Raw genomic sequence first — 23,463 nt, 5'->3', positions numbered from 1 at the left:
ATGTGTGGTCATGGCTGCTTTTCAGTTCAGATCGATGTGATTCCCTGTGTGAGTAAAATACACCCATTCGCATACATTTGTCACATGGTCGCCCATCCGCTCCATAAACCGGTTGAGGAAGAGAAAACTTGCCCCCTCTTCCACATTTTCCGGACTGGATTTCATGAACTCAAGGATCCGTACGGTGAGTTCCTTTTTCAGCGAATCGATCTTTTCATCCTTGGCCGCCACCGACTGGGCGAGCTCGGCATCATTGTCCAGATAGGCTTTGACTGCGGTTTCCAGCATATCTATACCCTGCTCCGCCATCTGTACAATTACCGGCAGAAACTGCTTTCTTCCTGCGTCGGATATCCGTTCGGTACCCTCTGCCAGATGCTTTGCATGGTCTGCGATCCGTTCGATACTGGATACAATTTTGATGGCACTGACGATTTCACGGAGATCGCCTGCAACCGGCTGCTCCATTGCAATGAGCATGGCCGCAAGATCTTCAATCTCGCCCTGAAGGGCGTCCACCATTTTATCTTCTTCGATCACCTTGGCAGCAAGGCGGGTATCCTTCTCCTGAATAGCCGTCAGACCGTCCCTGAGCAGATCCACGGTGATGGCCGCCATGGAATAGATTTTGTCGTTCAGTGTCTTTAATTCATTGCGGAATTTTTCACGCCACTGCATGCTGCACCTCCGGCAGAATATACGCTCTGTGCTTATTTCCCGTTACTGATATGCCCTGATCAGCCGAACCGTCCCGAAATGTAGTCTTCGGTTTCCTTGTTTTTCGGATTGAAAAAGATCTCATCAGTCTTCCCATATTCAACAAGATATCCTGAGCGGTTCTCATCCACAAGGAAAAATGCTGTTTTATCGCTTACCCGGGCAGCCTGCTGCATGTTATGGGTAACGATTACAATGGTGTAATCCTGTTTCAGCTCATTGATCAGATCCTCAATCTTGGTGGTGGATATGGGATCCAGTGCGGAAGCCGGTTCATCCATGAGAATAATGTGAGGTTTAATGGCGATGGCGCGGGCTATACAGAGACGCTGCTGCTGCCCGCCGGAGAGACGCAGAGCATTCTGCTTCAGCTTATCCTTCACTTCGTTCCACAAGGCCGCCTGCTGGAGGCTGGTTTCCACCAGCTCATCCATATCTCCGGTGAACCCGTTGATCTTTGCACCCCAGGCGATATTATCGTATATGCTTTTGGGAAATGGGTTGGGCTTCTGAAACACCATTCCGATGTGTCGGCGCACCTCCACCGGATCCACCTTGTCGGCATAGATATCCACTCCCCTGAAGTGAATTGTACCCTCTGTGCGGGTTCCGGGTATAAGTTCATTCATACGGTTAATACTGCGAAGGACCGTGGATTTTCCGCAGCCCGAAGGTCCGATAAAGGCAGTAACCTGCTCCCGGGGGATCTCCAGATTGATATCTGTCACCGCGCGGAATGTATCATAATAAATGTTCAGGTTATCGGTGCGCAGTTCGATATCCTGGTTTTCAAGCTGAGTACTCATTTACCCATTCTCCTTTTTTTACTGATTCTGTCCCGCATGATGATGGCTCCTGCATTCAATGAAAGGAGTACCACAAGCAGAACAATAATTGCTCCGGCGGCAAGATTCCGGAATTCAGCCTGGGGATATGCCGTCCAGCGGTATATCATGATCGGCAGGGTGGTGAACTTATCGAAAATGGAAGAGGGATCTCTGGTCAGAAATGCTGAAGCCCCCACAACCACCAGAGGAGCGGTTTCCCCCAGGGCCCTGCTCACCGCAATGATGGTTCCCGTGAGAATTCTGTCCATTGATGCAGGGAGTACGTGGTGCCAGACGGTCTGCCAGCGGGTTGCACCCAGCCCGAAGGCTGAATCCCGCAGACTCTTGGGCACCGCCCTTATTGCTTCCTGGGCGTTGATAATGATGATGGGCAGAATGAGAAGCCCCAGAGTAAGACCCGCTGAAAGAATGGTTCTGCCGTTGGCAGTGGAATGATCCTCAATCGCTCCGAAAATTGCTCCGGATGTGATGGGCTCCAGAATCCTGACGAACACCGCCAGCCCCAGAAGTCCGTAAATAATCGAAGGAACTCCCGAAAGATTATAAATATTCACCTGAATGAACCGGTTCAGCCGGTTATCCGGGGCAAATTCTTCCAGATAAAGGGCCGATCCCACCCCAACCGGGAAAGAGAACAAAATGGTTATGAGAATAACCATTACCGAGCCCATTATCGGCGTCCTGATTCCTGCTCTCTCAGGTACGTTGGATAAATCCTTGGAAAGAAATTCAACGTTTACCCAGGACCTGAACTGTATCCAGCCGTCGGGAAGATTCTCATCAACCCAGGCCCGTATTTCGTCCCGTGCGGTGAGGGATTCCCACAGATGCCAGCTTTTCTCAACCCGGGGTTCTACAACCCGGTCAACCACCAGCCGTGCCAGTTCTTTCTGGCTTCTGTCTACAAGGGGCTGATCGGCATTCATGGCCCGTAAAAGTCCTCTGCGGACATTTTCATTGAGAATTGTTAAGAGGTCCGCTTTTTCCAGATCGTGCAGCGGGGTATCGCTTCCGGGCTGAACCTGTTCCACCAGCGCCGCCGGCTCCACAGTGTTCTGCACCGCAACATAGCCGAATGCACTGTCAATGATATTCAGAATAAGGGTGACAAGAGCCAGAATGGCGATGGTGGTGGCTAGGTAAAAAATTCCCTGCCAGATATAGCCCATCCGGGTCCGCTGCCGCAGGCCCTTATCCTTCGCCCGGTTTTCCGCTGCGATGTCACGGGGTGTTGAAAACATACTGCTCATTATTCGTAGACCTCACGATATCGTTTCACGATTTGCCGGGAGATAATATTCAGAATCAGCGTGAATACAAACAACAGGAGTCCCAGGGCAAAAATGCTGTTGTAGTCAATGGTGTTATAACTCACATCTCCCCCGCTGATCCGGACAATATACCCTGTAAGGGTTTCTGCGGCCTCAAAGGGGTTGAATGTGAAGTTGGGACCGGCCCCTGCCGCCAGAGCCACAATCATGGTCTCGCCGATTGCCCTGGAAATACCCACGATGAAGGCTGCGGCAATCCCGGAGATTGCTGCGGGCACCACGATTTGAATGGATGTTTCCATTTTTGTTGCACCCAGGCCGTGGGCGGCCTGTCGGAGACTGTCGGGAACGGCACTGAGTGCGTCTTCGGTCATGGAAGCAATCAGGGGAAGAATAAGAATCCCCATAACTATTCCCGCAGAGGCAGTATTGTAGATATTCACCACCTCGGCGCCGAATATGGACTTCAACAGGGGTGTCATGAAGGTCAGGGCAAAATACCCGTACACAACAGTGGGCACGCCTGCCAGTATTTCAAGAATCGGTTTCAGTACAGATTTTACATTCGGCGGTGCATATTCACTGAGATATATGGCAACGAACAGCCCCAGGGGGGTGGCAACCAGCATTGCTATGGTACTGGTCATAATGGTCGAATTCAGCAGGGGGAGTACGCCGATCCTCCCCAACATGGGCTGCCAGGTTTTGCTGGTAAAAAATTCCCACACGCTCACTTCACGCCAGAACAGCATGGAATCGGTGGTGAGAATGATGACTATTCCCGCAGTTGTGAGAATAGACATGATCGCCATGGCGAACAGCACCCCCTGAATAATGCTCTCATGGGGTCTGGAGCGCTTGGCAAAGGAAATCTCCGGGCTGGCCGGGTCTCCTCCTGCCGAATTGCCGGGCGATGTTTCAAGAGACGTATGCTCTGACATGAAAAACTCCGCTTAAATCCGGCTGCAGCCGGTTGCTTGTGTTCCGGCCCGGACAGCCGAAACATGAAGTGCACAATACATCAACTAATACAATGATATTCAGAATTAAGTTAACTACAGTTGCCCGGGTTAACGCAAGGGTGTTCCCGGGAATAATGGAAAAACGGCTGCGCCTCCGTCGGGAAGCGCAGCCAGGTAAAAATACCCATTGATTGTTCGATGATTTCCGAACGCAGTTTAGTATGCACCTTCCATTGCTTCCAGCCAGTTGGCTTCGGCAACGCTCAGGTCTGCGGGGAAATACCCCACCTGATCAATTACATCGTTCACGTTGTTCAGGAAGTATGCGATGTACGCTGCAACCTGGGGCTTTGAACGCATGATCTCAGCATCGGAGTAGATAAACAGGGGACGTGCAATGGGGTATCCTCCAGCTTCAACATTTTTTTCGATGCTGTCGTAATTTGCGTTTTCAACCGCTTCCTGAGAAGGCTCGATTCCTTCAACTGAGAGAATCTTCAGGATGTCCTGGTTTTCTACAAAGTAGGCATATCCGAAGAATGCAACCGCATAGGGGCTCTCGGAAACGCCCTGTACCAGAATGTTGTCATCTTCAGAGAACTGGGTGTTTTCAGCACTGAGAATAGTATCAGGATCTTCATCGTAAACCATTTCCACAAAGAAATCGAAAGTTCCGGAGTCGGTTCCGGGAACATAGCGGAGAATGGGCTCATTGGGCCAGTCTGACCGCACTTCATTCCAGGTTTCTGCACCGCCGAAAATCAGAGCGAGTTCTTCTGCAGTTACATCTTCAACGAAATCATTTTCCTGGGATACCACTACAGAAAGGGCATCGGTACCAACACGGAAGGGGATGGGAGTTCGGCCGATTTCTGCGGCGTTTTCAACTTCACTGTCCTTGATTGCACGTGAAGCATTGGAAACATCAGTTTCACCGGCAACGGTGAAGCGCTCGAACCCTGCACCGGAACCGATTACATCCAGGGTAACCTGACTTGTCAGTCCGTCTTCCTTGTAGCGCTCAATAATAACAGCTGCAAGGGGAGCTACAGTGGATGAACCAGCTGTTGCCACATCACCCTGTACAAGAAGGGGATTCACTGCGGGAAGTTCTCCCTCGCCCATTTCTTCAACCCACGCAAAGGGGTTGCTTTCTTCTGCGCTCTCAGTTTCTCCCTGACCTTCAGCGAAAACAGATGCGCCTACAAGCACCAGCACCAGCAGTGCTGCAATAATCTTTTTCATGTTTCTTCCTCCTATTTGGAATCAAATGACAGTAAGAGGTGTACCAGTGCTTTGTTAGATTTATGTTAGAAAAGTTTAAAGATTCGGTTAATAGTAAGGTTTTACCGGGAACATCGGCAGGATTTGCCTCCGCCAAGCCACTTGAAATGCTATTCCCGGTATTTTTCCATGATTTCCAGCAGCCGACTCTTCTGCTTGATGAATGCCTCAACGATCCGAGGATCAAACTGGGTACCGCTGTGGCTCTCTATGTATTCCAGGGCTTCTTGTATACTCCAGGCGGGTTTGTATACCCTGTCATGAACCAGAGCATCAAACACATCGGCAACCGCCACAATCCGGCCCGCAAGAGGGATTTCCTCGCCATGAAGATTTTCCGGATAGCCTTTCCCGTCCCAGCGTTCATGGTGACTCATGGCGATGACTGCCGCCAGCTTGAGCAGACCTTTCTTTCCGGTTTTCAGAATCTCATTGCCGATGGTGGTATGCTTGCGCATCTCAAGAAGTTCTTTCTCATCCAGCCTGGCAGGTTTGTTCAGTATTGAATCGGGTATGCCGATCTTACCGATGTCGTGCATGGGTGCGGCCAGGCGTAGCAGCTCCGCATCCATCTCTTTCATCCCCAGTTCCCTGCCCAGAAGGGCTGCAATCTCCCCCACCCTGCGGACATGATTTCCGGTTTCCTTGGAACGGGATTCAACCACCTCTCCCAGAGTGAAGATAATCTCCTTCTGGGTTTTCTCAATCTGATTGTTCAGATAGAGATTGGAGAAGGCGATGGCCACATTGGACGAGAAAACCTGTATCAACTCCTGATCAACACTGGTAATGGCTTCGTGAGCCTTGAGCACAATAATATTCTCCACTCCTTCATCCACCTGAAAGAAGCCCACATAGCTGTCATCTGCAAAGAAGGATTCCCTGCGCTGAATGGCCTCTTCCAGCAGGGGATGAATCTCATCACCCTCAAGATCCTCCAGAAGTGTTCCCGCCGCATCGGCATATTTTCCGGTTCCCGCCAGAACCCGATACTCATCGCTGCTGCGCCTCAGAGCAATTCCGTGAGTTCTCAAATAGAGGCTGTCATCATCCATCTTCAGCAGAGACGTGAGCTGCATGAGCACACCGCTGTAAAAATCCCGAAAGGAACGGTTGCTGAACAAGGCTGCGCTGGCATCAACAATTTTTTCGAAACCCTCCTTGCTTCTCCTGATAATTTTCAGGTCCCTGTAACCCCGGATGGCCACGGTTATAGCGGTGTAAAGCTTGATATCGGTTATTTCCGTCTTGGACTTATAGTCATTGATTTCGTATTCGGTGATCACCCGTTTTTCCGGTGCCGCTCCGGGCTGGCCGGTGCGGAGGATAATCCGAACCAAATCATTCTTCAGATCTTCACGAATCCATTTGGCCAGCTGAAGTCCTGCATCATCTGTTTCCATTACCACATCCAGAAGAATTACGGCAATGTCATGCTCTTCCCTCAGAATATCCTTTGCGCTCCCGGCGGAGTATGCGGAAATGAGCTCCACCCCCCGGTTTTCAAATTGATAGTCCCGAAGTACCAGCCTGGTGATCACATGAACCTCTTCATCATCATCAACCACCAGAAGCTTCCAGGGCTGTATTCCAGCTTCAGCCTGACCTTCATTCTGCTCATCGGCAAATATCAAAAGATCATCATTTTCCCGGTCTGTCACAACATCCTCGCTCTGCCGTATCCCACAGGATGTGCCCTGCCACCAATTATTGCAATTCCCACATCCCTTTTTAAAGATAATGTTTCACTGATAAAATTTCGAGGATTTAGGATCATGGGTTTCTGCTCCGTTGAATACGGTTGAGATACCGTCCGGGCAGGCTGTCAAAGGGTGCCTTCTGGAGAGCACTGAAAAAAAGCCCCCGTGATTCATTTATCAGACCGGCATGAAAACAGCTGATGCCCCGGTCTGTATAACGCCTGTTCTCCCTGAGCTGCCGCCCCTCACCTTCGGAATAGGGCTCCAGCCATTCAAACACCCCCAGAGGATCGTCATCCTGGGTTCGGGCACTCAGAGCAATGAGGCGAAACTGATCCTTGCATGAAATACTGTTCTTAAAAACCTCTCCCACCACAATCCTGGCCCGGCACACCTGTGCTTCATGCTGAAGATCCTTGAGAAATTCCACCGCAGAAGGCATGATTACCGGCCGATGAATCCCCGGGATGGCATACACGTTAAGATCCTGACTGGAGCACACCATGCGGGAATTCAGGTGGAGAGAATTGTGACCATTCACTTCAAAATTCAGGGATATAAGGGTATTGTGGAGACTGCGTACCCCTGAAATTACCTGCTCCTCCGTTTCATCCACAACAAACAGGTATTCATCTCCCAGCTGGGAAAAGAGGCACGCGTCAAAACTCCCGAACGCACTCTGGAACGCCCGGTACAACTGGGTAATAAGACCGACCTGATCAGTCCGCCGGGGAATCTGATCCAAAAACCGGCTGAACCCCTGAAGATTCAGAAGCACCAGGGAGGCGTGCATATTCAGCACGCCGTCGCTGCTTTCCCGGTGACGGGAAAGCATCTGCTCCAGCCAAATCTCGGCATTGCATTCCAGCCTGTGAACTGAATCATCCTTCATATATTAAATAATAAAATATCCCGGGAAAATTTTCCCGGTTTTTGACAATCCTTTGGGAACAGGATATGATTTCCCAATATTCCCCACATGGAGCATGCTTCGAATGATACCACGCTGGATCAGCAACACCATATATGTTTCCCAGGTCAAGGACGCCGGACCGATCTGGCGAATGCTTCATGAACTCATTGAAACAATCCGTAATCAGGACGACAGCTACCACTTCCGGCAAAGCATCGACCTTGAGTTTCTTCACAGCACCATATGTTATTCCGGAGGAGAGTTTCAGATCATTCTCCACTTTCTCTCTTCCGTGGGGGTCATGGAAGGCATATCTTCATTCATTTCCCAGCGCTATGGCAGTTTTTATGTGAAATGCGTAGAAATTGACTCAGGGAAGGATGTGGTGAACTTTCTCGCCCATGAAAACGGGATACTTCAAGGTGAAAAAACCGTTTCCAAGGGGCTGAGCAAACATCTGGTAGAAGAAATCGAAAAATCCCCCATGAAAGGAAGATGTTTTTCGTTTACCGTTCCTGAGCTGTTTAATCAGAAGGAACAGCAGTTCATTGAAACCCTGCAGGATCTGAAATACAATAGTAAATCACAAACAACCCAGGATCCGGAGGATGACCTGCTGTTCTAAATCTGTATAGCAGACGGATTTGCCGACAGAGTGATATTTCCCCGGAACCAAACCATAAATATATTCGCCGCCGCAGCCCGGGAATACCGGATTTTCCCAGGCTGCCCCAGGACAGAACCGATGAACACCAGACAGATTGCCGAACAGGCTGAACAGGCTTCAAAACTCAGTGCAGCCCTCCCTTCAGAGACCAAAAACCGCGCCCTGAGAGAAATATCAGCTGCATTGAAAGCCGCCCGTGAAGAGATATTCCGGGCCAACCGCAGGGATCTGGAACGAAGCGAGGCTGAAGGATTGGCGCCGCCCCTTCTGAAACGGCTGAAGTTCCAGGAGGAAAAACTGGATGAGACCCTCAAGGGGCTGGACGCACTTGTGGATATTCCAGACCCGGTGGGGGAAGTGCTGGCCAGCAGGGAGCTTGCTCCCGGACTGGAACTTCATAAACTGCGCTGTCCCATCGGCGTCATAGCCATGATTTTCGAATCCCGACCCGATGCCGCCGTGCAGATTGCATCTCTGGGACTGAAAAGCGGAAATGCAGTTCTGCTGAAAGGCGGTTCCGAGGCCCGGGAGACCCTGGAGGTTCTCAACAGAGTGATGCACGATGCGGCGGTTTCTGCAGGTCTGCCCAGGGGCTGGCTGGGCCAGCTGACAAGCCGGGAAGATGTGACTCAACTGCTGGATATGGATGAGCTGGTGGACTTGATAATTCCCAGAGGATCCAATGAGTTTGTGCGCCACATTATGGATAACAGCTCAATTCCGGTGATGGGACATGCGGACGGAATCTGTCATGTGTACGTGGACGCTCAGGCGGATCCCCGGATGGCCGAGTCGGTGTGCGTTGACTCCAAGACACAGTACGTGGCTGTGTGCAATGCCATGGAAACGCTGCTGATCCACAAGGATGCAGCCCGGCGAATGCTGCCGGATATCTGCCGGGCATTGCAGGAAAAAAACGTTGAACTGCGGGGCTGCAGCGCTGCCCGGGAACTGGTTCCGGAAATGAAGGAAGCCGTGGAAGAGGACTGGAGCAGCGAATACCTTGACTACATCCTATCGATCAAAATTGTTGATTCCCTGGAACAGGCGGTTGAACACATCAACGCATACGGTTCGGGTCACACCGACAGCATCATCACCGGCGACTCCGCAGCTGCGCTTCAGTTTATGAATTCCGTTGATACTGCCAGCGCCCTCTGGAACTGTTCCACCCGATTCGCCGACGGCTTCCGCTACGGTCTGGGGGCTGAGGTGGGTATCAGCACCAATAAAATTCACGCCAGAGGACCGGTGGGCATGGAAGGGCTGACCATCTATCAGTGGCGGCTGTTCGGCCAGGGACAAATTGTGGAGGATTTCGCCTCCGGAAAATCCTCATTCACCCACAAACCTCTGAGCACGGAACGCTACGGATTCTCTCAAAATGAGCGATGATCAGTATCAGCACACAATAAGCAGAGAGCAGCTCGGGAAAGCACGACGCATAGTCATCAAGATCGGTACCCAGACCATCAGTGATCCCCGGGGCAGCGGCATAGACAAGGATTACATCCATGAACTGAGCCGCCAGTGCGAAGCGCTCCATTCACAGGGGCGGCAAATTCTGATCGTAAGCTCCGGCGCAATCGGAATGGGCGCCCACAGTCTCGGCTTGCAGCAGCGAAGTCAGGATATGGCCATGAAACAGGCCTGCGCCTCCATCGGCCAGCCCCTGCTCATGCAGACCTATCGGGATGCATTTTCACAGCGGGGAATGGCCGTCGCCCAGATACTGGTAACCAGAGATCAGTTCAACCGCAGGGACAGTTTCAATAATCTCAAACGCTCGGTGGAAAAACTTCTGCAGCTGGGGGTAATCCCCGTGATCAACGAGAATGACAGCATCAGCACTGAGGAGATCGGCCGGGCATTCGGTGACAACGACCAGCTCTCGGCCTATGTTGCGAGCAAGATCGATGCCGAGCTGCTGATTATTCTCAGTGATATTGACGGTCTCTACGACGCCAATCCCAGAGAAAATCCCGACGCCCGGAAACTCAGCTATATTCCCCGGCTGGAGAATCATCACCGTGAAGCAGCAGGCGGCAGAGGAAGCGGATTTTCCACCGGGGGAATGCGCACCAAGCTGAAGGCTGTGGATATTGCCAGGGACGCCGGCTGCCGGGTAGTACTCGCCCAGGGCAGGGAAGAAGATGCGGTTACCCGGATCTGTGCCGGTGAAAATCTGGGAAGCCTGTTTGAATCCGCAGTTCCCATGAAACAGCGCAGGCGCTGGATTAAACATGCTGAGGCCTCAGGCCGCATAGTGGTGGACAATGGAGCTCTGGAAGCCATGCGGGAACACCGCAGCCTGCTTCCCCGGGGCATCATCTCCGTGGAAGGGGTGTTTCAGCGGGGCGATGTGGTGCTGGTGAACGACCGGATAAAACTTGTAACCGCATTCGACAGCGGGGAACTGGAGAAAATTATCGGAAGACACAGTGCAGAGATCCCGGGAATTCTCGGCCAGGGTCATCCGGATGTGATCGCCCGGCCTGAGGACATGGTTATTCTTGAGGAACGGCTCCTTCCCTGAATAACGCGTGCATTGAATAGCGCGTGTTGCTTGAGTAACGCTTCTTTTCTGAATACCCGGTTCACGGAATCCTGCTGTGGGCCATCACGTCCCGGAACACCTGCTCATGGGAACAAAACAGCACATGTTGCTTCATTCTCCAATGATGCCTCCGCTCAACCGGGGGAATGTTCCAGAATTCATCGCTGATTTCCAGGGGAAATTCATGACCGTCCTGGGTGAACGCCTTCAGCCCCAGCTTATGCAGAATGGGAAACCCCGCCGCCAGATCCCATAAACGGGTCCGGGTCAGGTATCCCACGCTTCCACCCAAAGCCAGATTGCGCATACTGGAAACGCAGGATCCTGTGGAGAGAACCGAAAGAGGCCCGTCATAGCGTCCGTGTTTCACGATGGTCTGGCTCACCGTCAATACCGGGCTGGATGCCCTGGGGTCCGGGGCCTTCAATTCCCGGAGCTGATGAAACTCCGGGAAACGGTTTTTCCCGCTTCTGCCGTACAGCACGGTATCCCCGCTGCTTAACAGCAGTTCTCCGGAGAACGGATAGAGAATTGCTCCCTCAGCCAGCCTCCCCTTCTCCATATAGCCCAGGGAAATTCCCCAGCCGGGCAGACCGTTGGAATACAGGACTGTTCCGTCCACGGGATCGGTAACATAGCAGCGGCCCTGCAGAGCCTGGCGGTGGTAGGTTTCGCCGTGTTCGGAAGAAGTTTCTTCACCGATAAAAAATAACTCACCCTGAGAATCCGGGGAATTGTTCGCATCCTTCTCCTCCAGGCGCTGTCGGATCAAGGCCTCAATGCGGGTATCCGCTTCTGTAACGATGGTATTATCCGCTTTGATTCTCCGCTTGGCGGACTGCTGGATATCCAGGGCAAGCCGGCCGCACTCATGGAGAACTTCCGCGATCATTTCAGGCTTCCACGCCATGGTACCTCCCGTGTATACTGCTAGGGTACCAGAAGCCGGTGATGCTGGCAATCAGCCCGGCTGAAACTTACCACTACCAGGAGTATTACATGAGAAAGATCGTAAGCTGTATTGATTTCTCACCTTTAACGGAGAAGGTAATGGCCGAAACCCGGAAACTGGCTAAAACCTGTCCGGTTCAGGTCATGCTGATATACGTTACCGGAGACAGACCCAGCCAGCCAAGTTCTGTGGTTCACAACAAGGGCAACGAAGAGGAAGGTATTCAGCGCCGGAAGGATATCCGGAAGCTGATGAATCTGAAAGAGGATCTGGAAGCTGATGATATTCCCTGTGAGATTTCCACTCCCAGCGGTCCCGTTTCCCAGGCCATCGCCAGGGAGGCTTCGGAATTCGGAGCTGATTATATTCTTATGGGAAGCCACGGAAACGGCGCCATGTACCATCTGGTTGTGGGTTCGGTGGCCGAAGGGGTACTGAAGGCAACCGGCAAACCGGTAATTCTTGTCCCCTCAGATCCGGAACACGGGGATGAACAATAACAGCGCCGTTTCAGTTCACAGCAGAAGGCCGGGGCGGCTGAACGCCCCGGATATTAATGCAGTCCGTTAATATTGCAGTCCGTTTTTATCGCAGACCGTAAAGCATCCGTTTCAGAGATTCGCTCTGCAGCCTTCTGGGGTTGTTCCGGGCCTGGCGGGGATTGAACCCGACATCGATGAGCCGGTGAATATCGTCCCTGGTGCTTATTCCCAGGTCGTGAAGAGTTCCGGGCAACCCGAAGCGTTTTCGCAAAGACATAAGCCGGGCGCCTGCTTCCCTGGGGGTATCTTCCCCGATAACGTGACTGATATCCAGAATATTCTTTCTCACCCAGGCGGCTCCCCGGGGATGCTGACAGTCATCGTCATCCAGGGAATAGTTGTACTCAATAAACGCCGGCAGAAGCACTGCCAGCCCCATTCCATGGGGAACCCGGAATAAACTGGTAAGGTAAAAGGTCAGCGCATGGGGCCCGGTAAGTCCCGAACCGTCCAGACTTTTTGCAGCCTGGATTGAGCTGTCTGCAATTTCCAGCAATGCATCATTGCTTCCCTCAACGGCTTCCGGCAGAGCATTAATAAGCCGCCCCAGAGATTTTCTGCTCAGGGCGATGCTTTGGTCATCGGCTTTGGCGCTCCACATCCCTTCCACGGCGTGGGAAATGCTGTCAAATCCTTCACCGGCTATTTGAGACGGGCTTTGGAGGCTGCTGAAGAATGGATCGAAGCAGGCCAGTTCGGGAACCATCTGCTCATCCACCAATTCGCACATCTTCCTTCCCCGCAGATAGTACGACCGGCTGCTCACCGCCGCACCGCTGCCGAATCCGCTGGAAACCGCGATAATTTTCGGCCGCCGTGAAACTCTGTTCCGGAAGGCTTTGATTTGGGATGTGATAATATCATCCTCCGCATCAGGATGAAGGAAGGATTCAAAAAGATATATTTCGTCGTCGTCGGCATCAAATAGATAATGCCTGAGCATCTTCCCCAGATCTATGGCCCCTTCCCTCCCCAGACAGATAATGGAATCGAAATCCCTCTCCATGTAGTATTTCATGGCGGCTTCAATTTCCACATTTGTCACCGGATAGGTAAATCCAGAGTAGAGACGGTAATTCTGCGTTCGAATTTTACTGTTGGAAAGGACCTGTTTGAACGGAATCATGTCCCAGGCCTTCTGGGACGATAGAATCAGCGGTTTGCCGATTCGCCATTGCTCAAGAACCTGAACCAAATGCGCGGTTCCCCGATTGCCCACATACACATCTTGAAGTATCCCAGCACGCATATGAATACTATAGCGCAGGATTATTAAAAATGGGTTATAAATTTTGAAAAACAGGCGTTTTTCTGTATTTTTTTACATCATGCTCATAGTCCGTCTAGTAGTTTGATCCATCCGGGCAGCAAAAATCAATCTGAATGCCATGCATATACAGTTGCCGGGGGCCGGGGTATACTCCATTTCATGATTTCTGAAAACAGCCAAAAAATCCAGAACACGTACATCCAACGGGAACGGACACTTAACCGCATATCCGTTATTGCTGTGGTGATTATCTCGGTTCTGCTCCTGCTGCTCTATGCATACAGCCTGGGACAAAAGGAAATTGCCCCTCCCTCCCCGGGTATGAGCAATGCCATTCCTCTCTTTTCTGCGGAGTACGGATTTTCCCGGATCAGCCCGGGACATGTTGATGTTCTGAGTGACGGAGAAAATTCGGCTGTGGCATCAGTGGACGGATCCCGGGTACGGGTGGCGCTTTTGGGACCCGACGGAAAGATCAGTCAGAACCGGGATATTCCTGCGGATATTTCCCAATCCAGAGTTTTCCATCTTCATCAGCCTGAAAGCGGAGCTCAGGAATGGGCAATACAGCTTTCCAGCCTTGCGCTGGTTGTGGAAGGGGGCAGTCAACCGGGCATCCGGTACATTTCCCCCGCCGGCTCCGTTGAGCAGATATCGGCTGACGGCGAACTTCTGCGGGTGGAGGGAGAGTACGCCCTGTTCCGGGAGGACGGCGGCCTATACGCGGTGAACCTGAACCGGCGGGAGTCGGATCCTCTGGTTATGATTGAAGGCAGGGTGCTGAGTTATGCCGCAGCCTCCGTGAACGAGGGGCTTCACGCCGCCGCCGTCATTGAAACCTCGCCGGGAATCAGGGAGATTGTACACAGCTTCCTGCCCGTTGATTCACTGCATGGACCCAGCGTCCGTAACCTGGGCGCTGCCGGGAATGATAATCCTGAAGATCTCATGGACATTCATGTAACTGATAATACTCTGAGCATGCTGTTTCTTTTCAGGGATATCCGTTTCGGAGTGAACAGGATCAGCGCTCTGCAATGGAAGCTTGCTCCCCGGCCGGAGCGGAAAGATCTGGGAACCCTGGAAATGCCCATGTACCGCAGCAAATACCGGATCCTCAATGCCCGGGAGAATTTTATGGAGTATAATGCCCAGATTGAAACCCTTGAGGGCGTGAATATCGCGGGGTTTACCATGAGTCCCGATGAGCCTCCGGAATTCAGGCTTTTCACCAAAACCCGGTCAATGAGCAAGTTCGCCGGATTGGCGGATATGGGTCCTGACGAACATATCATCTTTTACGATGTGGAGAACGAGAAGCGTCAGCTCTATCTTGCGAGTTCGAATCCCGGGCTCATTGAACAGAGCATCCGGGTTGACGGCGGGCTGATCGGGTATGTGGCGGGGATGACCCTGGCCATGACCCTCAGTGCCGGCGGTCTGGGACTGATATTTCTATTCACTATCATGGTGGCGGCATCGCTGTTTCTCACGTCTTTGCTCTCAACCCGCTTTAAAAACCCCCGGCTGAAAGCCGCTCTGCCGGCGGCCGCCGGTGTTGCACTGCATATCAGTATCAGTCTGATAATTCTCAACTTTTTGATGAATGAAACAGCTCATCTGTCATTCAGGCCTGCGGTGGGAGGTGGATCCCAGGCGTTTTTCCTGGTCTCACTTCTCCTGTCACTCATAGCTGCAGGGCTGAGCTTTGGCCCCCATTGGGCAACACGGTTCAGGGAGTGTACCGCCGGGAGCCTGTATCTCAGGTTTTTTATCTATCAGTATGTGTTTTACACTCTTCATATGGGCGTGTATGTTGCCAGTTCTATGATTCTGACACACATATAGCGGACCGCATTCAGAATGCCTGAGGGGGCGGGTATCAGCCGATGCCCGCAAACCCCATAAAGGCCAGAGCCAGAAGTCCGGCAGTCACCAGGGAAACCGGTGCGCCCTTCATGGCCTTGGGCAGGTCCGCAAACTCCAGACGCTCCCTGATCCCCGCAAAAATGAAGAGGGCCAGGGTAAAGCCGATGGAGCTGGCGGCGGCAAATACAATTCCCTCCCCCAGATTATAGTTGTTCCGCACCACCAGAAGAGCCACCCCCAGGATCGCACAGTTGGTGGTAATCAGGGGAAGGAACACCCCCAGGGCCTGGTACAGCACAGGACTCACCTTCTTGATGATCAGCTCAACCATCTGCACCAGAGCGGCAATTACCAGAATGAAGGCCACCGTCTGAAGAAAGGTGATCTCCAGGGGGACGAGAATGAGGTTCTGAATCAGAAAGGTTACGATGCTGGCCAGGGTCATGACGAACATCACCGCCGCCCCCATTCCCAGGGCGGTGGAGATTCGGGAACTCACACCCAGAAAGGGACAGATTCCCAGAAACTGAACCAGTACAATATTGTTCACCAGCGCTGCGGTGATAAAAAGACTGAATAATTCCATACTATCCCTCCTTAGGATGCATTCCCGCCGGCGGAGGCGGGTTGGCCGGCAGAAGCAGGATCGGCTGTGCCTTTGGTTTCATCCGCCGGTTTGGATTCGCCAGCCTTCGGGCTGCCGGACCCTGCCCGTCGGGGCAGATTTTTCACAGCGTTCACTGCGGCGATAATAAAACCCAGGGCAATAAAGGCCCCCGGAGGCATGATAAACAGCAGCATGGTGGTGGCTTCTTCTGCCACGAAGCTGAAGCCGAAAAGCGAACCGCTTCCCAGAATTTCACGCACTGCACCCAGCATGGTGAGGGCCATGGCAAAACCCAGCCCCATTCCCAACCCGTCTACAAAGGAGTAGAGCACATTGTTCTTGGATGCGAAGCTTTCCGCCCGGCCCAGGATGATGCAGTTTACAACAATCAGGGGGATAAAGAGGCCCAGCTGTTCGTGCAGTGAGGGAAGCTTGGCAGCCATCATCAGGTCGATAACTGTTACAAAGCTTGCGATCACCACGATGTATGCGGGTATCCGCACCTTTTCGGGTATCATGTTTTTCACCGCTGCGATCACCATATTGGAGCCCAGCAGCACGGTGGTGGTGGCAAGGCCCATGGCCAGGCCGTTAACCGCCGAATTGGTCACCCCCAGTGTGGGACACATGCCCAACAGCAGTACGAATACCGGGTTCTCCCGGAAAAAGCCTTTGGAAAATGTCTTTGCTATGCTCATTCTCTGCCTCCGAAAAATTGCCGCGCAGAATTCCAGGCGGTATTTACCGCATGGCAGTACGCCCGGGAACTGATGGTGGCGGCGGTGATGGAATCAATTTCACCCCCGTCTTTACGGACCGCCAGCCCTCCGGAATTATTGCCGTCCCCGGACAGATCAGCTGCGGTCATATCGATGGATGTGAACTGGGAGGCAAAACGCTCGTCGTTTACCTTGGACCCAAGACCGGGGGTCTCGGCATGACGGACCGCTGTGGCATTCAGCAGGGTACCGTCCGGAGAAAAGCCGGCCATCACCTCCATCTCGCCGCTGAACGCCCGGTCGCTGAATCCCAGCACCGCTACCCCCACCAGGCTGCCCCCGCTGTAGGCGGGAAACACGCTCATGCCGTCAATCTGCCGCTGATCTTCCAGAATATTGTTGTCGTATTCCGGGAGCACCGCATCGATGGCAGCGATCTGCTTGGCAAGCTGATGCCCGGCGATATCTTCCTTGGTGTATTCATATGTGGCCGCCAGAATTCCTGCGGAAATCAGGGCAATAAGCAGAAGAACGACCACCATATTCACGAAGCTTGATTCAATCTTTTTTGCTTTCTTTGCTGCACTGCTCATTTTTCACCTCCTGCGGGCTCCCGGGGAGCCTGGGGAAGCACGGCGGGTTTATTGATGCCGAACCGCCGGGGCACGATGTATTTATCGATGATGGGGGTAAAAGCATTCATGATGAGAATCGCATAGCTCACCCCCTCGGGATAGGATCCGAAAAGACGGATAATTCCCGTGAGAAGTCCGATGCTCACCGCATACACGGCCCTTCCCTTGAAAGTCATGGGGCTGGTCACCATATCCGTAGCCATAAACCAGGCGCCGAGCATGGCTCCGCCGCTGAGCAGGTGAAAGAGGGGATCCGCATACATGGATGGATCAATCAGCCAGAAAATTCCGGTGAACAGTGCCAGTGTCCCCAGAAAAAGGAGAGGGATTTCCGGACTGATCACCTTCTTCCAGAGGAGATAGATCCCCCCCACAAGAATGGCCAGGGCGGAAATCTCACCCATGGAGCCGCTCATCCGGCCCAGAAACAGATCGAGATATCCGGGAAGGTCGGCGGTTCCGCTTTCTGCAAGACGGGCAAGGGGTGTGGCACTGGACGCCGCATCCACATTCCAGGATAACACTCCGGATGCCACCGCCGGCCACCTGGACATGTCGGCGGGAAAGGAAACCAGCATAAACGCCCGTCCGGCCAGAGCCGGGTTAAAGGGGTTGTGGCCCAGACCGCCGAAGGCCATCTTGGCCACGCCGATGGCAAATACCGCCCCGGTAATCACCTGCCAGAAGGGAATTCCCGCAGGTACGTTGAACGCCAGGAGCAGGCCGGTGAGAACCGCCGAGCCGTCGGAAATCCTGGGCTCCCGTTTCAGCATGAAGCGGCTTACCAGATACTCGGTAAGAACCGCCGCCAGAACCGCCGCGGCATTCACAGCCAGCACTCTGATGCCGAAGTTCAGCACGCTCACCAGCAGAGCCGGCAGCAGCGCAAGATTCACCGTCCACATTACATTGGATACCGAATCCCTGTCCTGGACGTGGGGGGAGAGGGAAACTGTGAGATTATTCTGCATATTGCTCATGAATCCTACCTTTATTTCGCCCTGCGTTTTGCGGCGATCACTGTTGCTTTTCCCAGGCGGATGTAATCCAGCAGGGGCCGGTTTGAGGGACAGGTGTAGCTGCAGCTTCCGCATTCCACACAATCGGTAATACGTCTGCGGTCAGCGTCATCGTATCTTTTCAGCTCGGTAAGCTGCTGCAGCAGATAGGGTTCAAGTCCCATGGGGCATACCTTCACACAGCGCCCGCAGCGGATACAGGTCTCCACCGGTTTCCTGGCGGCTTCCTGGCCGGTGAGCACAAGCACCCCGCCGGTACCCTTCACCACGGGAATATCCAGGCGCTGGGCGGCCTTGCCCATCATGGGTCCTCCCAGGATCACCTTGGCTGCATCGTCGCTGAAACCTCCTGCGGCTTCAATGAGTTCACGTAATGGGGTGCCGATGCGTACCAGGTAGTTGCCGGGATTGCGCACTCCCCGTCCGGTTACCGTCACCACCCGTTCAACCAGGGGTTTATTCCGGATTACCGCGTCATAGGCCGCCCGGGCGGTTGCAACATTGTTCACCACACAGCCGACCTCAATGGGCAGGGTTCCCGAGGGAACTTCACGGCGGGTCACCGCCTTGATCAGCTGTTTTTCAGCTCCCTGGGGATACTTCACCTTCAGCGGCTGGATGGTGAAATTCAGGCCCAGCGCACTGCGCCGTTCTTCCATATGCTCCACGGCATCGGGTTTGTTGTTTTCAATTCCGATAAACACCCGGTCCACCCCAAGATTCCTCCGGAGAATTTCAACCCCCAGAAGAATTTCATCGGCGTATTCTAGCATAATGCGGTGATCCGAGGTGAGATAGGGCTCGCACTCCACGGCATTGATGATCAAGGTGTCAGCATGTTTTCCCGGGGGAATGCTGTACTTCACATTGGAGGGGAAGGTTGCCCCCCCCAGACCCACCACACCCCGGTCCAGAAGCTTGGTGTTAATATCTCCCAGATCATCGGGAAGCGTGGACAAAGGATCGGACTCAACCTGGATTTCTTCTTCCCACTCGTCTCCGTTTACAGCGATAATCACCGCATCCCTGGGAAAGCCGGAGACATCGTAGGCGGTGGTGATCCGCTTCACTTTACCTGAAACAGGGGAATGAACGTTGGCGGAAATAAATCCGTCGGCTTTGGCGATGAGGGTGCCTGCTTTCACCTCATCTCCCGGTTTGACCAGGGCTGCCGCGGGTTTACCCAGATGCTGCCCCAGAAGTACTGTGACCTCTTTGGGCAGGGGAAGAGGCTGCACCGGCATATCTGAGGTAAGCTTTTCCTCCGGGGGATGAATTCCTCCCATGGGAAAGGTCTTGAGCTGTGTCATGATTTCGCCTCCTGTGCCGGAGCTTTTTTCTGCTTCACCTCAAAGGTGGCCTGAATGGCTCCTGTGGGACATACGGGGATGCATTTTCCGCACATGATGCATTTCTGGGGATCTATATATGCAAGGTTGTTTTCCATGCTGATGGCCTGGATTTTTTCCGGGCAGGTTTTTACGCAGATTCCGCAGCCGATACAGGCATTGCTGCAGTGTTTTTTGGCAAGCGCACCTTTTTCCTGACTCTGACAGTTCACCCATACACGGCGTTCACGGCGGCCCACGGGTCTGAGTTCAAAGAGATTTCGGGGACAGGCCTCAACGCAGGCGTTGCAGGCGGTACATTTTTCCGCATCCACTTCGGGCAGACCGGTTTCCGGGTTCATATGAAGAGCATCAAATTCGCACACCACCTCACAGTCACCCTGTCCCAGACAACCGAAGGGGCATCCGGATTCACCGGAGTGAAGCATATGTTCAATGCTGCAGCTTGAAGGACCCTGATAACTGCTTTTCCGGGGAGCCGCATCGCAGTCTCCTCCGCAGCGAAGGACAGCCACTTTCTGTGCGAATTCCCCTGTGCTGAGACCGAAATATTCACCGATCTCTTCCATGGTGCTGGGACCGCCGGGAGGACAGCTCAGATGGGAGATATCTCCCGCTTCCGCGCCCTTTACCAGAGCTTCCGCCATGGCACTGCATCCTGGAAAACCGCAGGCTCCGCAGTTGATTCCGGGCAGCAGCTCTTCCACTTCCTTCACCCGGGGATCTTCATTCACATGGAATCGCCGGGCGACTATAAACAGCAGAACAGCAAACAGCGCAGCTATTCCGCCGAGACTAACCAGAGAGTAAACAACTGTCATACTCAACCCCTATCGTGGATTCGAACCGGCAGTTTCCAACTTACTGTCTGTTGAAACTGCCTTGCCTATCAAAGATTATCACATACCACGGGGTGGGCCTGGGATGCAGGAACGGCGGTGAAGCTGATATGCCGTTTGAGAATATTACGGAATAAACTGAGAATCAGGTAGTATCCCGAAAGAACTCCCAGCCCGCCGAGGGCCAGCATCTCTTCCCTGATATCAAGAGACTGGAGAGACAGAATAAAGCTGAATAGTAGAATAAGCGGCAGAATAAACGACAGGAGCACGGAGAGAAATCCGTCACGTGTACGCATCCGGAGAATAACCTTCGAGCCCACGGCCACACCGTCGTCCGCCATGGCTTCGATAATCCGGCTGTTATTCCCTCCCAGCGTTTTGCTGCTGCATGATCCGGAGACCTTACAGCCTGCACAACTGGAGTTCTGGTATATTCTGACAAGAGCGTGGTTGTTTCTCATTTCCTCAACAATGCCTTCCTGTGTCACCATTGAAGAGTGAGATTCAACGCTCAGAGTTGAATCTGTCATATAAGTCCCTATAAATCGTATTCCCGGTACGTGGAATTTTTTGGTACGGCCCTATTATACACTAGAGATGGCATCTCAACAACATTCAAAAGTCAATATATTGAACACAATTTCATATGAATCCGATTCCGGAAGCTAAGAAATGTCATAGGTCATCAGAAGAGAACCGAAGGGGTCCATCCTGCACAGGTCTTCCTCCATCCTGGCGTCCCCCGCAATCACCGTAAAATGATGCCCACCGGGAAGGGAGTCCTTCAAGCTGCAGCTGAAACTCCGGTTCTCCAGATTCACCCCTATCACTATTCCCCGGGATCCGTCGCTGATGGTATAAGCGAAACTGAACGCCCCGGGTGTTTCTATGAGTCTTGCCGACGCATGAAGCTCCTCATGATCATCCAGGTGGAGAAGAGGCTCATTCCTGCGAAATTCCAGAATCTTTCTCAGATGATCGGGCAGCCCGGCGAATTCGGCCTCCATGGTCCAGGGAAATGCGTTCACCCCGTCATCGCTGTGATATGAGTTATGGACATAGGGCCCTATTGCGGAGTAATCAGAATCCGGAGGATTGGGTTTGCTCCTGCCCCGCTCCTGGCCGGCATGAAGAAATATAATACCCTGGCTGCTTGCTAAAAGAAGATTCGCCGCCCGTATGCGCTGGGCCAGCTCCCACCTGCCCGAGGCGGAGGAAGTATCGATACCGTAGTTATGGCACAGGGAATCTCTCAGGGTCAGACCGTCATGACAGACCAGATAATTCACCACCTGCAGCGGCCGGTGGGAGGAAAAGTACTGCCGGGGATTCCCCAGAAGATTTGAGAGCACCAGCTCCTTATCCCGCTCCAGTCCGCTGAGGAACCCCTGACTGGCCTCATTCAGCCCCCCGCCCTTGAGCATATCCCGGATTTCATCGCTGAACATGGCCACATGACAATGCTGGGCGGCAAGATCCTGGTCCATGCCCCGGGTACCCTCTTCTCCGTTATACATCCGCCAGCCTTCGCCCAGCAGCATAATGTCCGGCCTGAGAGCACGCAGCTTCTCATCCGCTTCAAGGACTGTTCTGGAATCCAAAAGGCCCATCAGATCGAAGCGGAACCCGTCCACATGGAATTCCCGCACAAAATATTCCAGGCTGTGGTGAATCAGACGGCGAACCATTGTCCGTTCGCTGGCCACATCGTTTCCGCAGCCGGAGTTGGAGGTAAACCCGCCGTGTTCATCCCTGCGGAACCAGTATCCCGGGGCAGAGGGTTCAAGCAGGCTGCTGTCGGCCATATGATTGTACACCACGTCCAGAATAATCCGTAATCCCCGGCGGTGTGCTTCCTTGATCAGGGTTTTCAGTTCGGATATCCGCAGATACGGATCTTCCGGATCCACGGAATACCAGCCCTCCGGGGTAAAATATGAGAGGGGATCGTATCCCCAGTTGTAGTTGTTTTCCCCGGAACGGGGTGAACCGTTGTACTCCCGCAGGGTTTCATCGATGCTGTAGCATTTCATCACCGGCAGAAGCTGAATGTGACTCACCCCCAGCCCGGCAATATAATCCAGCTTCTCCACCAGACCGGCATAGCTGCCCCGCTTCTCCGGAGCAACGTTGCTGTGGGGATGAATGGTCATATCCCGGACATGAAGCTCATATATTACCCGGTTATCCTTTTCACGGCCGGGATGGCTTTCCACAGGCAGCTCCAGACCTTCCCAGCCGTTTGGGGGAACCAATCTTCCTGAATCCGGATGCCCCGGGGGCGGAAGAAGAACCTCCCAGGGCTGTCCCCCCCGGGGACCGGGAAAGGGCGCCAGGGCCCGGGCGTAGGGATGGCAGAGGGGGCGGGCTTCGCCGTTGCGGATTATCATATATTGAAATGCCGACTCATCCACTGGGGTTGCAAGTTCTGCATCTCCCCGCCAGACACCCTCTTCTGCGCTGTATTCCAGACTAAGAAACCTGCCCGCCTCCGGTGGAAGATGAACACCGGGCAGGTCATCCTGTGCAGCCTGTACTTCGGAAGCCGCTGAACCGCCTGCGGGCCAGTACCAGTTCGTTAAATAGGAGAGGGAAACACGGTATACATGAACCGCATCAGCCTGCGGAGCCCATATGGAAAAAAACGCCCTGCCGTCCCTGAACTCCGAACCCAGCCGGGAATCGGATTCTGCCTCGGTATATCGGGGTTTATATTGATCTGTATCTTGATGGTTCACTG

The 23,463-nt window shown here is 53.2% G+C and carries 22 protein-coding genes; 5 read left to right on the top strand and 17 right to left on the bottom strand.

Annotated features, from left to right (window positions below):
- Positions 1-21: 21 nt before the first annotated feature.
- The 7 genes from phoU to L21SP2_RS02215 form a co-directional block, all read right to left on the bottom strand.
- On the bottom strand, positions 22-678 hold the full coding sequence (gene phoU / locus L21SP2_RS02245) for a phosphate signaling complex protein PhoU (RefSeq protein WP_024266831.1): 657 nt from the start codon (positions 676-678) through the stop codon (positions 22-24).
- Between the two features lie 59 nt (positions 679-737).
- The gene (gene pstB / locus L21SP2_RS02240; RefSeq protein ID WP_024266830.1) at positions 738-1,523 is read right to left on the bottom strand and encodes a phosphate ABC transporter ATP-binding protein PstB; all 786 of its coding nucleotides are present in this window, start codon (positions 1,521-1,523) and stop codon (positions 738-740) included.
- On the bottom strand, positions 1,520-2,815 hold the full coding sequence (pstA, locus tag L21SP2_RS02235; RefSeq protein ID WP_024266829.1) for a phosphate ABC transporter permease PstA: 1,296 nt from the start codon (positions 2,813-2,815) through the stop codon (positions 1,520-1,522). The genes pstB and pstA overlap by 4 nt, the downstream gene beginning before the upstream one ends.
- Entirely contained in the window at positions 2,815-3,777 is a 963-nt protein-coding gene (pstC, locus tag L21SP2_RS02230) for a phosphate ABC transporter permease subunit PstC (RefSeq protein WP_024266828.1), read from the bottom strand. The genes pstA and pstC overlap by 1 nt, the downstream gene beginning before the upstream one ends.
- 237 nt (positions 3,778-4,014) lie before the next feature.
- Positions 4,015-5,043 carry a phosphate ABC transporter substrate-binding protein PstS family protein gene (locus L21SP2_RS02225; protein ID WP_024266827.1) on the bottom strand — a complete coding sequence of 343 codons (1,029 nt, stop codon included), beginning with the start codon at positions 5,041-5,043 and terminating at the stop codon, positions 4,015-4,017.
- Positions 5,044-5,192: 149 nt separating this feature from the next.
- Positions 5,193-6,743: a response regulator gene (locus L21SP2_RS02220; RefSeq protein WP_024266826.1), complete on the bottom strand. Its 1,551-nt coding sequence runs from the start codon at positions 6,741-6,743 to the stop codon at positions 5,193-5,195.
- 112 nt (positions 6,744-6,855) lie between these two features.
- Positions 6,856-7,674 carry a hypothetical protein gene (locus L21SP2_RS02215; protein ID WP_024266825.1) on the bottom strand — a complete coding sequence of 273 codons (819 nt, stop codon included), beginning with the start codon at positions 7,672-7,674 and terminating at the stop codon, positions 6,856-6,858.
- A 103-nt stretch (positions 7,675-7,777) separates the two neighbouring features.
- Between L21SP2_RS02215 and L21SP2_RS02210 the strand changes: the two genes are divergently transcribed.
- Genes L21SP2_RS02210 through proB form a run of 3 tightly spaced genes read left to right on the top strand, consistent with a single transcriptional unit; the run spans position 7,778 to position 10,898 of the window.
- On the top strand, positions 7,778-8,320 hold the full coding sequence (locus tag L21SP2_RS02210) for a hypothetical protein (RefSeq protein ID WP_024266823.1): 543 nt from the start codon (positions 7,778-7,780) through the stop codon (positions 8,318-8,320).
- A 30-nt stretch (positions 8,321-8,350) separates the two neighbouring features.
- Positions 8,351-9,757: a glutamate-5-semialdehyde dehydrogenase gene (locus L21SP2_RS02205; protein ID WP_024266822.1), complete on the top strand. Its 1,407-nt coding sequence runs from the start codon at positions 8,351-8,353 to the stop codon at positions 9,755-9,757.
- Positions 9,747-10,898 (top strand): glutamate 5-kinase, encoded by a 1,152-nt coding sequence (gene proB, locus L21SP2_RS02200; protein WP_024266821.1) that lies wholly within the window; start codon positions 9,747-9,749, stop codon positions 10,896-10,898. The genes L21SP2_RS02205 and proB overlap by 11 nt, the downstream gene beginning before the upstream one ends.
- A gap of 61 nt (positions 10,899-10,959) precedes the next feature.
- Here proB and L21SP2_RS02195 read toward each other — a convergent pair whose 3' ends face one another.
- Positions 10,960-11,829: an inositol monophosphatase family protein gene (locus tag L21SP2_RS02195; RefSeq protein WP_024266820.1), complete on the bottom strand. Its 870-nt coding sequence runs from the start codon at positions 11,827-11,829 to the stop codon at positions 10,960-10,962.
- An 89-nt stretch (positions 11,830-11,918) separates the two neighbouring features.
- On the opposite strand from L21SP2_RS02195, the gene L21SP2_RS02190 reads away from it, so the two are divergent.
- Positions 11,919-12,371: a universal stress protein gene (locus L21SP2_RS02190; RefSeq protein WP_169730408.1), complete on the top strand. Its 453-nt coding sequence runs from the start codon at positions 11,919-11,921 to the stop codon at positions 12,369-12,371.
- Between the two features lie 85 nt (positions 12,372-12,456).
- Here L21SP2_RS02190 and L21SP2_RS02185 read toward each other — a convergent pair whose 3' ends face one another.
- Positions 12,457-13,638, bottom strand: a complete 1,182-nt coding sequence (locus L21SP2_RS02185; RefSeq protein WP_041401037.1) for an iron-containing alcohol dehydrogenase — start codon at positions 13,636-13,638, stop codon at positions 12,457-12,459.
- Between the two features lie 204 nt (positions 13,639-13,842).
- On the opposite strand from L21SP2_RS02185, the gene L21SP2_RS02180 reads away from it, so the two are divergent.
- The gene (locus L21SP2_RS02180; RefSeq protein WP_024266817.1) at positions 13,843-15,531 is read left to right on the top strand and encodes a hypothetical protein; all 1,689 of its coding nucleotides are present in this window, start codon (positions 13,843-13,845) and stop codon (positions 15,529-15,531) included.
- Between the two features lie 34 nt (positions 15,532-15,565).
- Here L21SP2_RS02180 and rsxA read toward each other — a convergent pair whose 3' ends face one another.
- The 8 genes from rsxA to L21SP2_RS16730 all read right to left on the bottom strand — a co-directional run bounded on the left by rsxA (position 15,566) and on the right by L21SP2_RS16730 (position 23,461).
- Positions 15,566-16,138 (bottom strand): electron transport complex subunit RsxA, encoded by a 573-nt coding sequence (gene rsxA / locus L21SP2_RS02175; protein WP_024266816.1) that lies wholly within the window; start codon positions 16,136-16,138, stop codon positions 15,566-15,568.
- A gap of 11 nt (positions 16,139-16,149) precedes the next feature.
- Positions 16,150-16,857 carry an electron transport complex subunit RsxE gene (rsxE, locus tag L21SP2_RS02170; protein ID WP_024266815.1) on the bottom strand — a complete coding sequence of 236 codons (708 nt, stop codon included), beginning with the start codon at positions 16,855-16,857 and terminating at the stop codon, positions 16,150-16,152.
- A complete protein-coding gene (locus L21SP2_RS02165; RefSeq protein WP_024266814.1) occupies positions 16,854-17,471 on the bottom strand; it encodes an RnfABCDGE type electron transport complex subunit G in 618 nt (205 codons plus the stop codon). Before L21SP2_RS02165 ends, rsxE begins: the two co-directional genes overlap by 4 nt.
- Positions 17,468-18,493, bottom strand: a complete 1,026-nt coding sequence (locus L21SP2_RS02160; protein ID WP_244437943.1) for an RnfABCDGE type electron transport complex subunit D — start codon at positions 18,491-18,493, stop codon at positions 17,468-17,470. The genes L21SP2_RS02165 and L21SP2_RS02160 overlap by 4 nt, the downstream gene beginning before the upstream one ends.
- A gap of 11 nt (positions 18,494-18,504) precedes the next feature.
- The gene (rsxC, locus tag L21SP2_RS02155) at positions 18,505-19,842 is read right to left on the bottom strand and encodes an electron transport complex subunit RsxC (RefSeq protein WP_024266812.1); all 1,338 of its coding nucleotides are present in this window, start codon (positions 19,840-19,842) and stop codon (positions 18,505-18,507) included.
- Positions 19,839-20,702: an RnfABCDGE type electron transport complex subunit B gene (locus L21SP2_RS02150; protein WP_024266811.1), complete on the bottom strand. Its 864-nt coding sequence runs from the start codon at positions 20,700-20,702 to the stop codon at positions 19,839-19,841. The genes rsxC and L21SP2_RS02150 overlap by 4 nt, the downstream gene beginning before the upstream one ends.
- A 68-nt stretch (positions 20,703-20,770) precedes the next feature.
- On the bottom strand, positions 20,771-21,253 hold the full coding sequence (locus L21SP2_RS02145) for a SoxR reducing system RseC family protein (RefSeq protein WP_024266810.1): 483 nt from the start codon (positions 21,251-21,253) through the stop codon (positions 20,771-20,773).
- A 135-nt stretch (positions 21,254-21,388) separates the two neighbouring features.
- A complete protein-coding gene (locus L21SP2_RS16730) occupies positions 21,389-23,461 on the bottom strand; it encodes an alpha-amylase family glycosyl hydrolase (protein WP_024266809.1) in 2,073 nt (690 codons plus the stop codon).
- Positions 23,462-23,463 lie beyond the last annotated feature (2 nt).

Origin of the sequence: Salinispira pacifica (assembly GCF_000507245.1) — a bacterium.
GTDB lineage: Bacteria > Spirochaetota > Spirochaetia > DSM-27196 > Salinispiraceae > Salinispira > Salinispira pacifica.
Note: the sequence above shows the minus strand (reverse complement) of the source record. Positions and strands in the feature narration are given on the sequence as shown.

What these genes read in the sequence shown, in the direction of transcription:
- proB (WP_024266821.1), top strand. Translation starts at nt 9,747, where the DNA reads ATGAGCGATGATCAGTATCAGCACACAATAAGCAGAGAGCAGCTCGGG.
- pstB (WP_024266830.1), bottom strand. Translation starts at nt 1,523, where the DNA reads ATGAGTACTCAGCTTGAAAACCAGGATATCGAACTGCGCACCGATAAC.
- L21SP2_RS02195 (WP_024266820.1), bottom strand. Translation starts at nt 11,829, where the DNA reads ATGGCGTGGAAGCCTGAAATGATCGCGGAAGTTCTCCATGAGTGCGGC.
- rsxA (WP_024266816.1), bottom strand. Translation starts at nt 16,138, where the DNA reads ATGGAATTATTCAGTCTTTTTATCACCGCAGCGCTGGTGAACAATATT.
- L21SP2_RS02215 (WP_024266825.1), bottom strand. Translation starts at nt 7,674, where the DNA reads ATGAAGGATGATTCAGTTCACAGGCTGGAATGCAATGCCGAGATTTGG.
- L21SP2_RS02190 (WP_169730408.1), top strand. Translation starts at nt 11,919, where the DNA reads ATGAGAAAGATCGTAAGCTGTATTGATTTCTCACCTTTAACGGAGAAG.
- pstA (WP_024266829.1), bottom strand. Translation starts at nt 2,815, where the DNA reads ATGAGCAGTATGTTTTCAACACCCCGTGACATCGCAGCGGAAAACCGG.
- L21SP2_RS02210 (WP_024266823.1), top strand. Translation starts at nt 7,778, where the DNA reads ATGATACCACGCTGGATCAGCAACACCATATATGTTTCCCAGGTCAAG.
- L21SP2_RS02180 (WP_024266817.1), top strand. Translation starts at nt 13,843, where the DNA reads ATGATTTCTGAAAACAGCCAAAAAATCCAGAACACGTACATCCAACGG.
- L21SP2_RS02150 (WP_024266811.1), bottom strand. Translation starts at nt 20,702, where the DNA reads ATGACAGTTGTTTACTCTCTGGTTAGTCTCGGCGGAATAGCTGCGCTG.
- L21SP2_RS02160 (WP_244437943.1), bottom strand. Translation starts at nt 18,493, where the DNA reads ATGAGCAATATGCAGAATAATCTCACAGTTTCCCTCTCCCCCCACGTC.
- pstC (WP_024266828.1), bottom strand. Translation starts at nt 3,777, where the DNA reads ATGTCAGAGCATACGTCTCTTGAAACATCGCCCGGCAATTCGGCAGGA.
- L21SP2_RS02225 (WP_024266827.1), bottom strand. Translation starts at nt 5,043, where the DNA reads ATGAAAAAGATTATTGCAGCACTGCTGGTGCTGGTGCTTGTAGGCGCA.
- phoU (WP_024266831.1), bottom strand. Translation starts at nt 678, where the DNA reads ATGCAGTGGCGTGAAAAATTCCGCAATGAATTAAAGACACTGAACGAC.
- rsxE (WP_024266815.1), bottom strand. Translation starts at nt 16,857, where the DNA reads ATGAGCATAGCAAAGACATTTTCCAAAGGCTTTTTCCGGGAGAACCCG.
- rsxC (WP_024266812.1), bottom strand. Translation starts at nt 19,842, where the DNA reads ATGACACAGCTCAAGACCTTTCCCATGGGAGGAATTCATCCCCCGGAG.
- L21SP2_RS02165 (WP_024266814.1), bottom strand. Translation starts at nt 17,471, where the DNA reads ATGAGCAGTGCAGCAAAGAAAGCAAAAAAGATTGAATCAAGCTTCGTG.
- L21SP2_RS02145 (WP_024266810.1), bottom strand. Translation starts at nt 21,253, where the DNA reads ATGACAGATTCAACTCTGAGCGTTGAATCTCACTCTTCAATGGTGACA.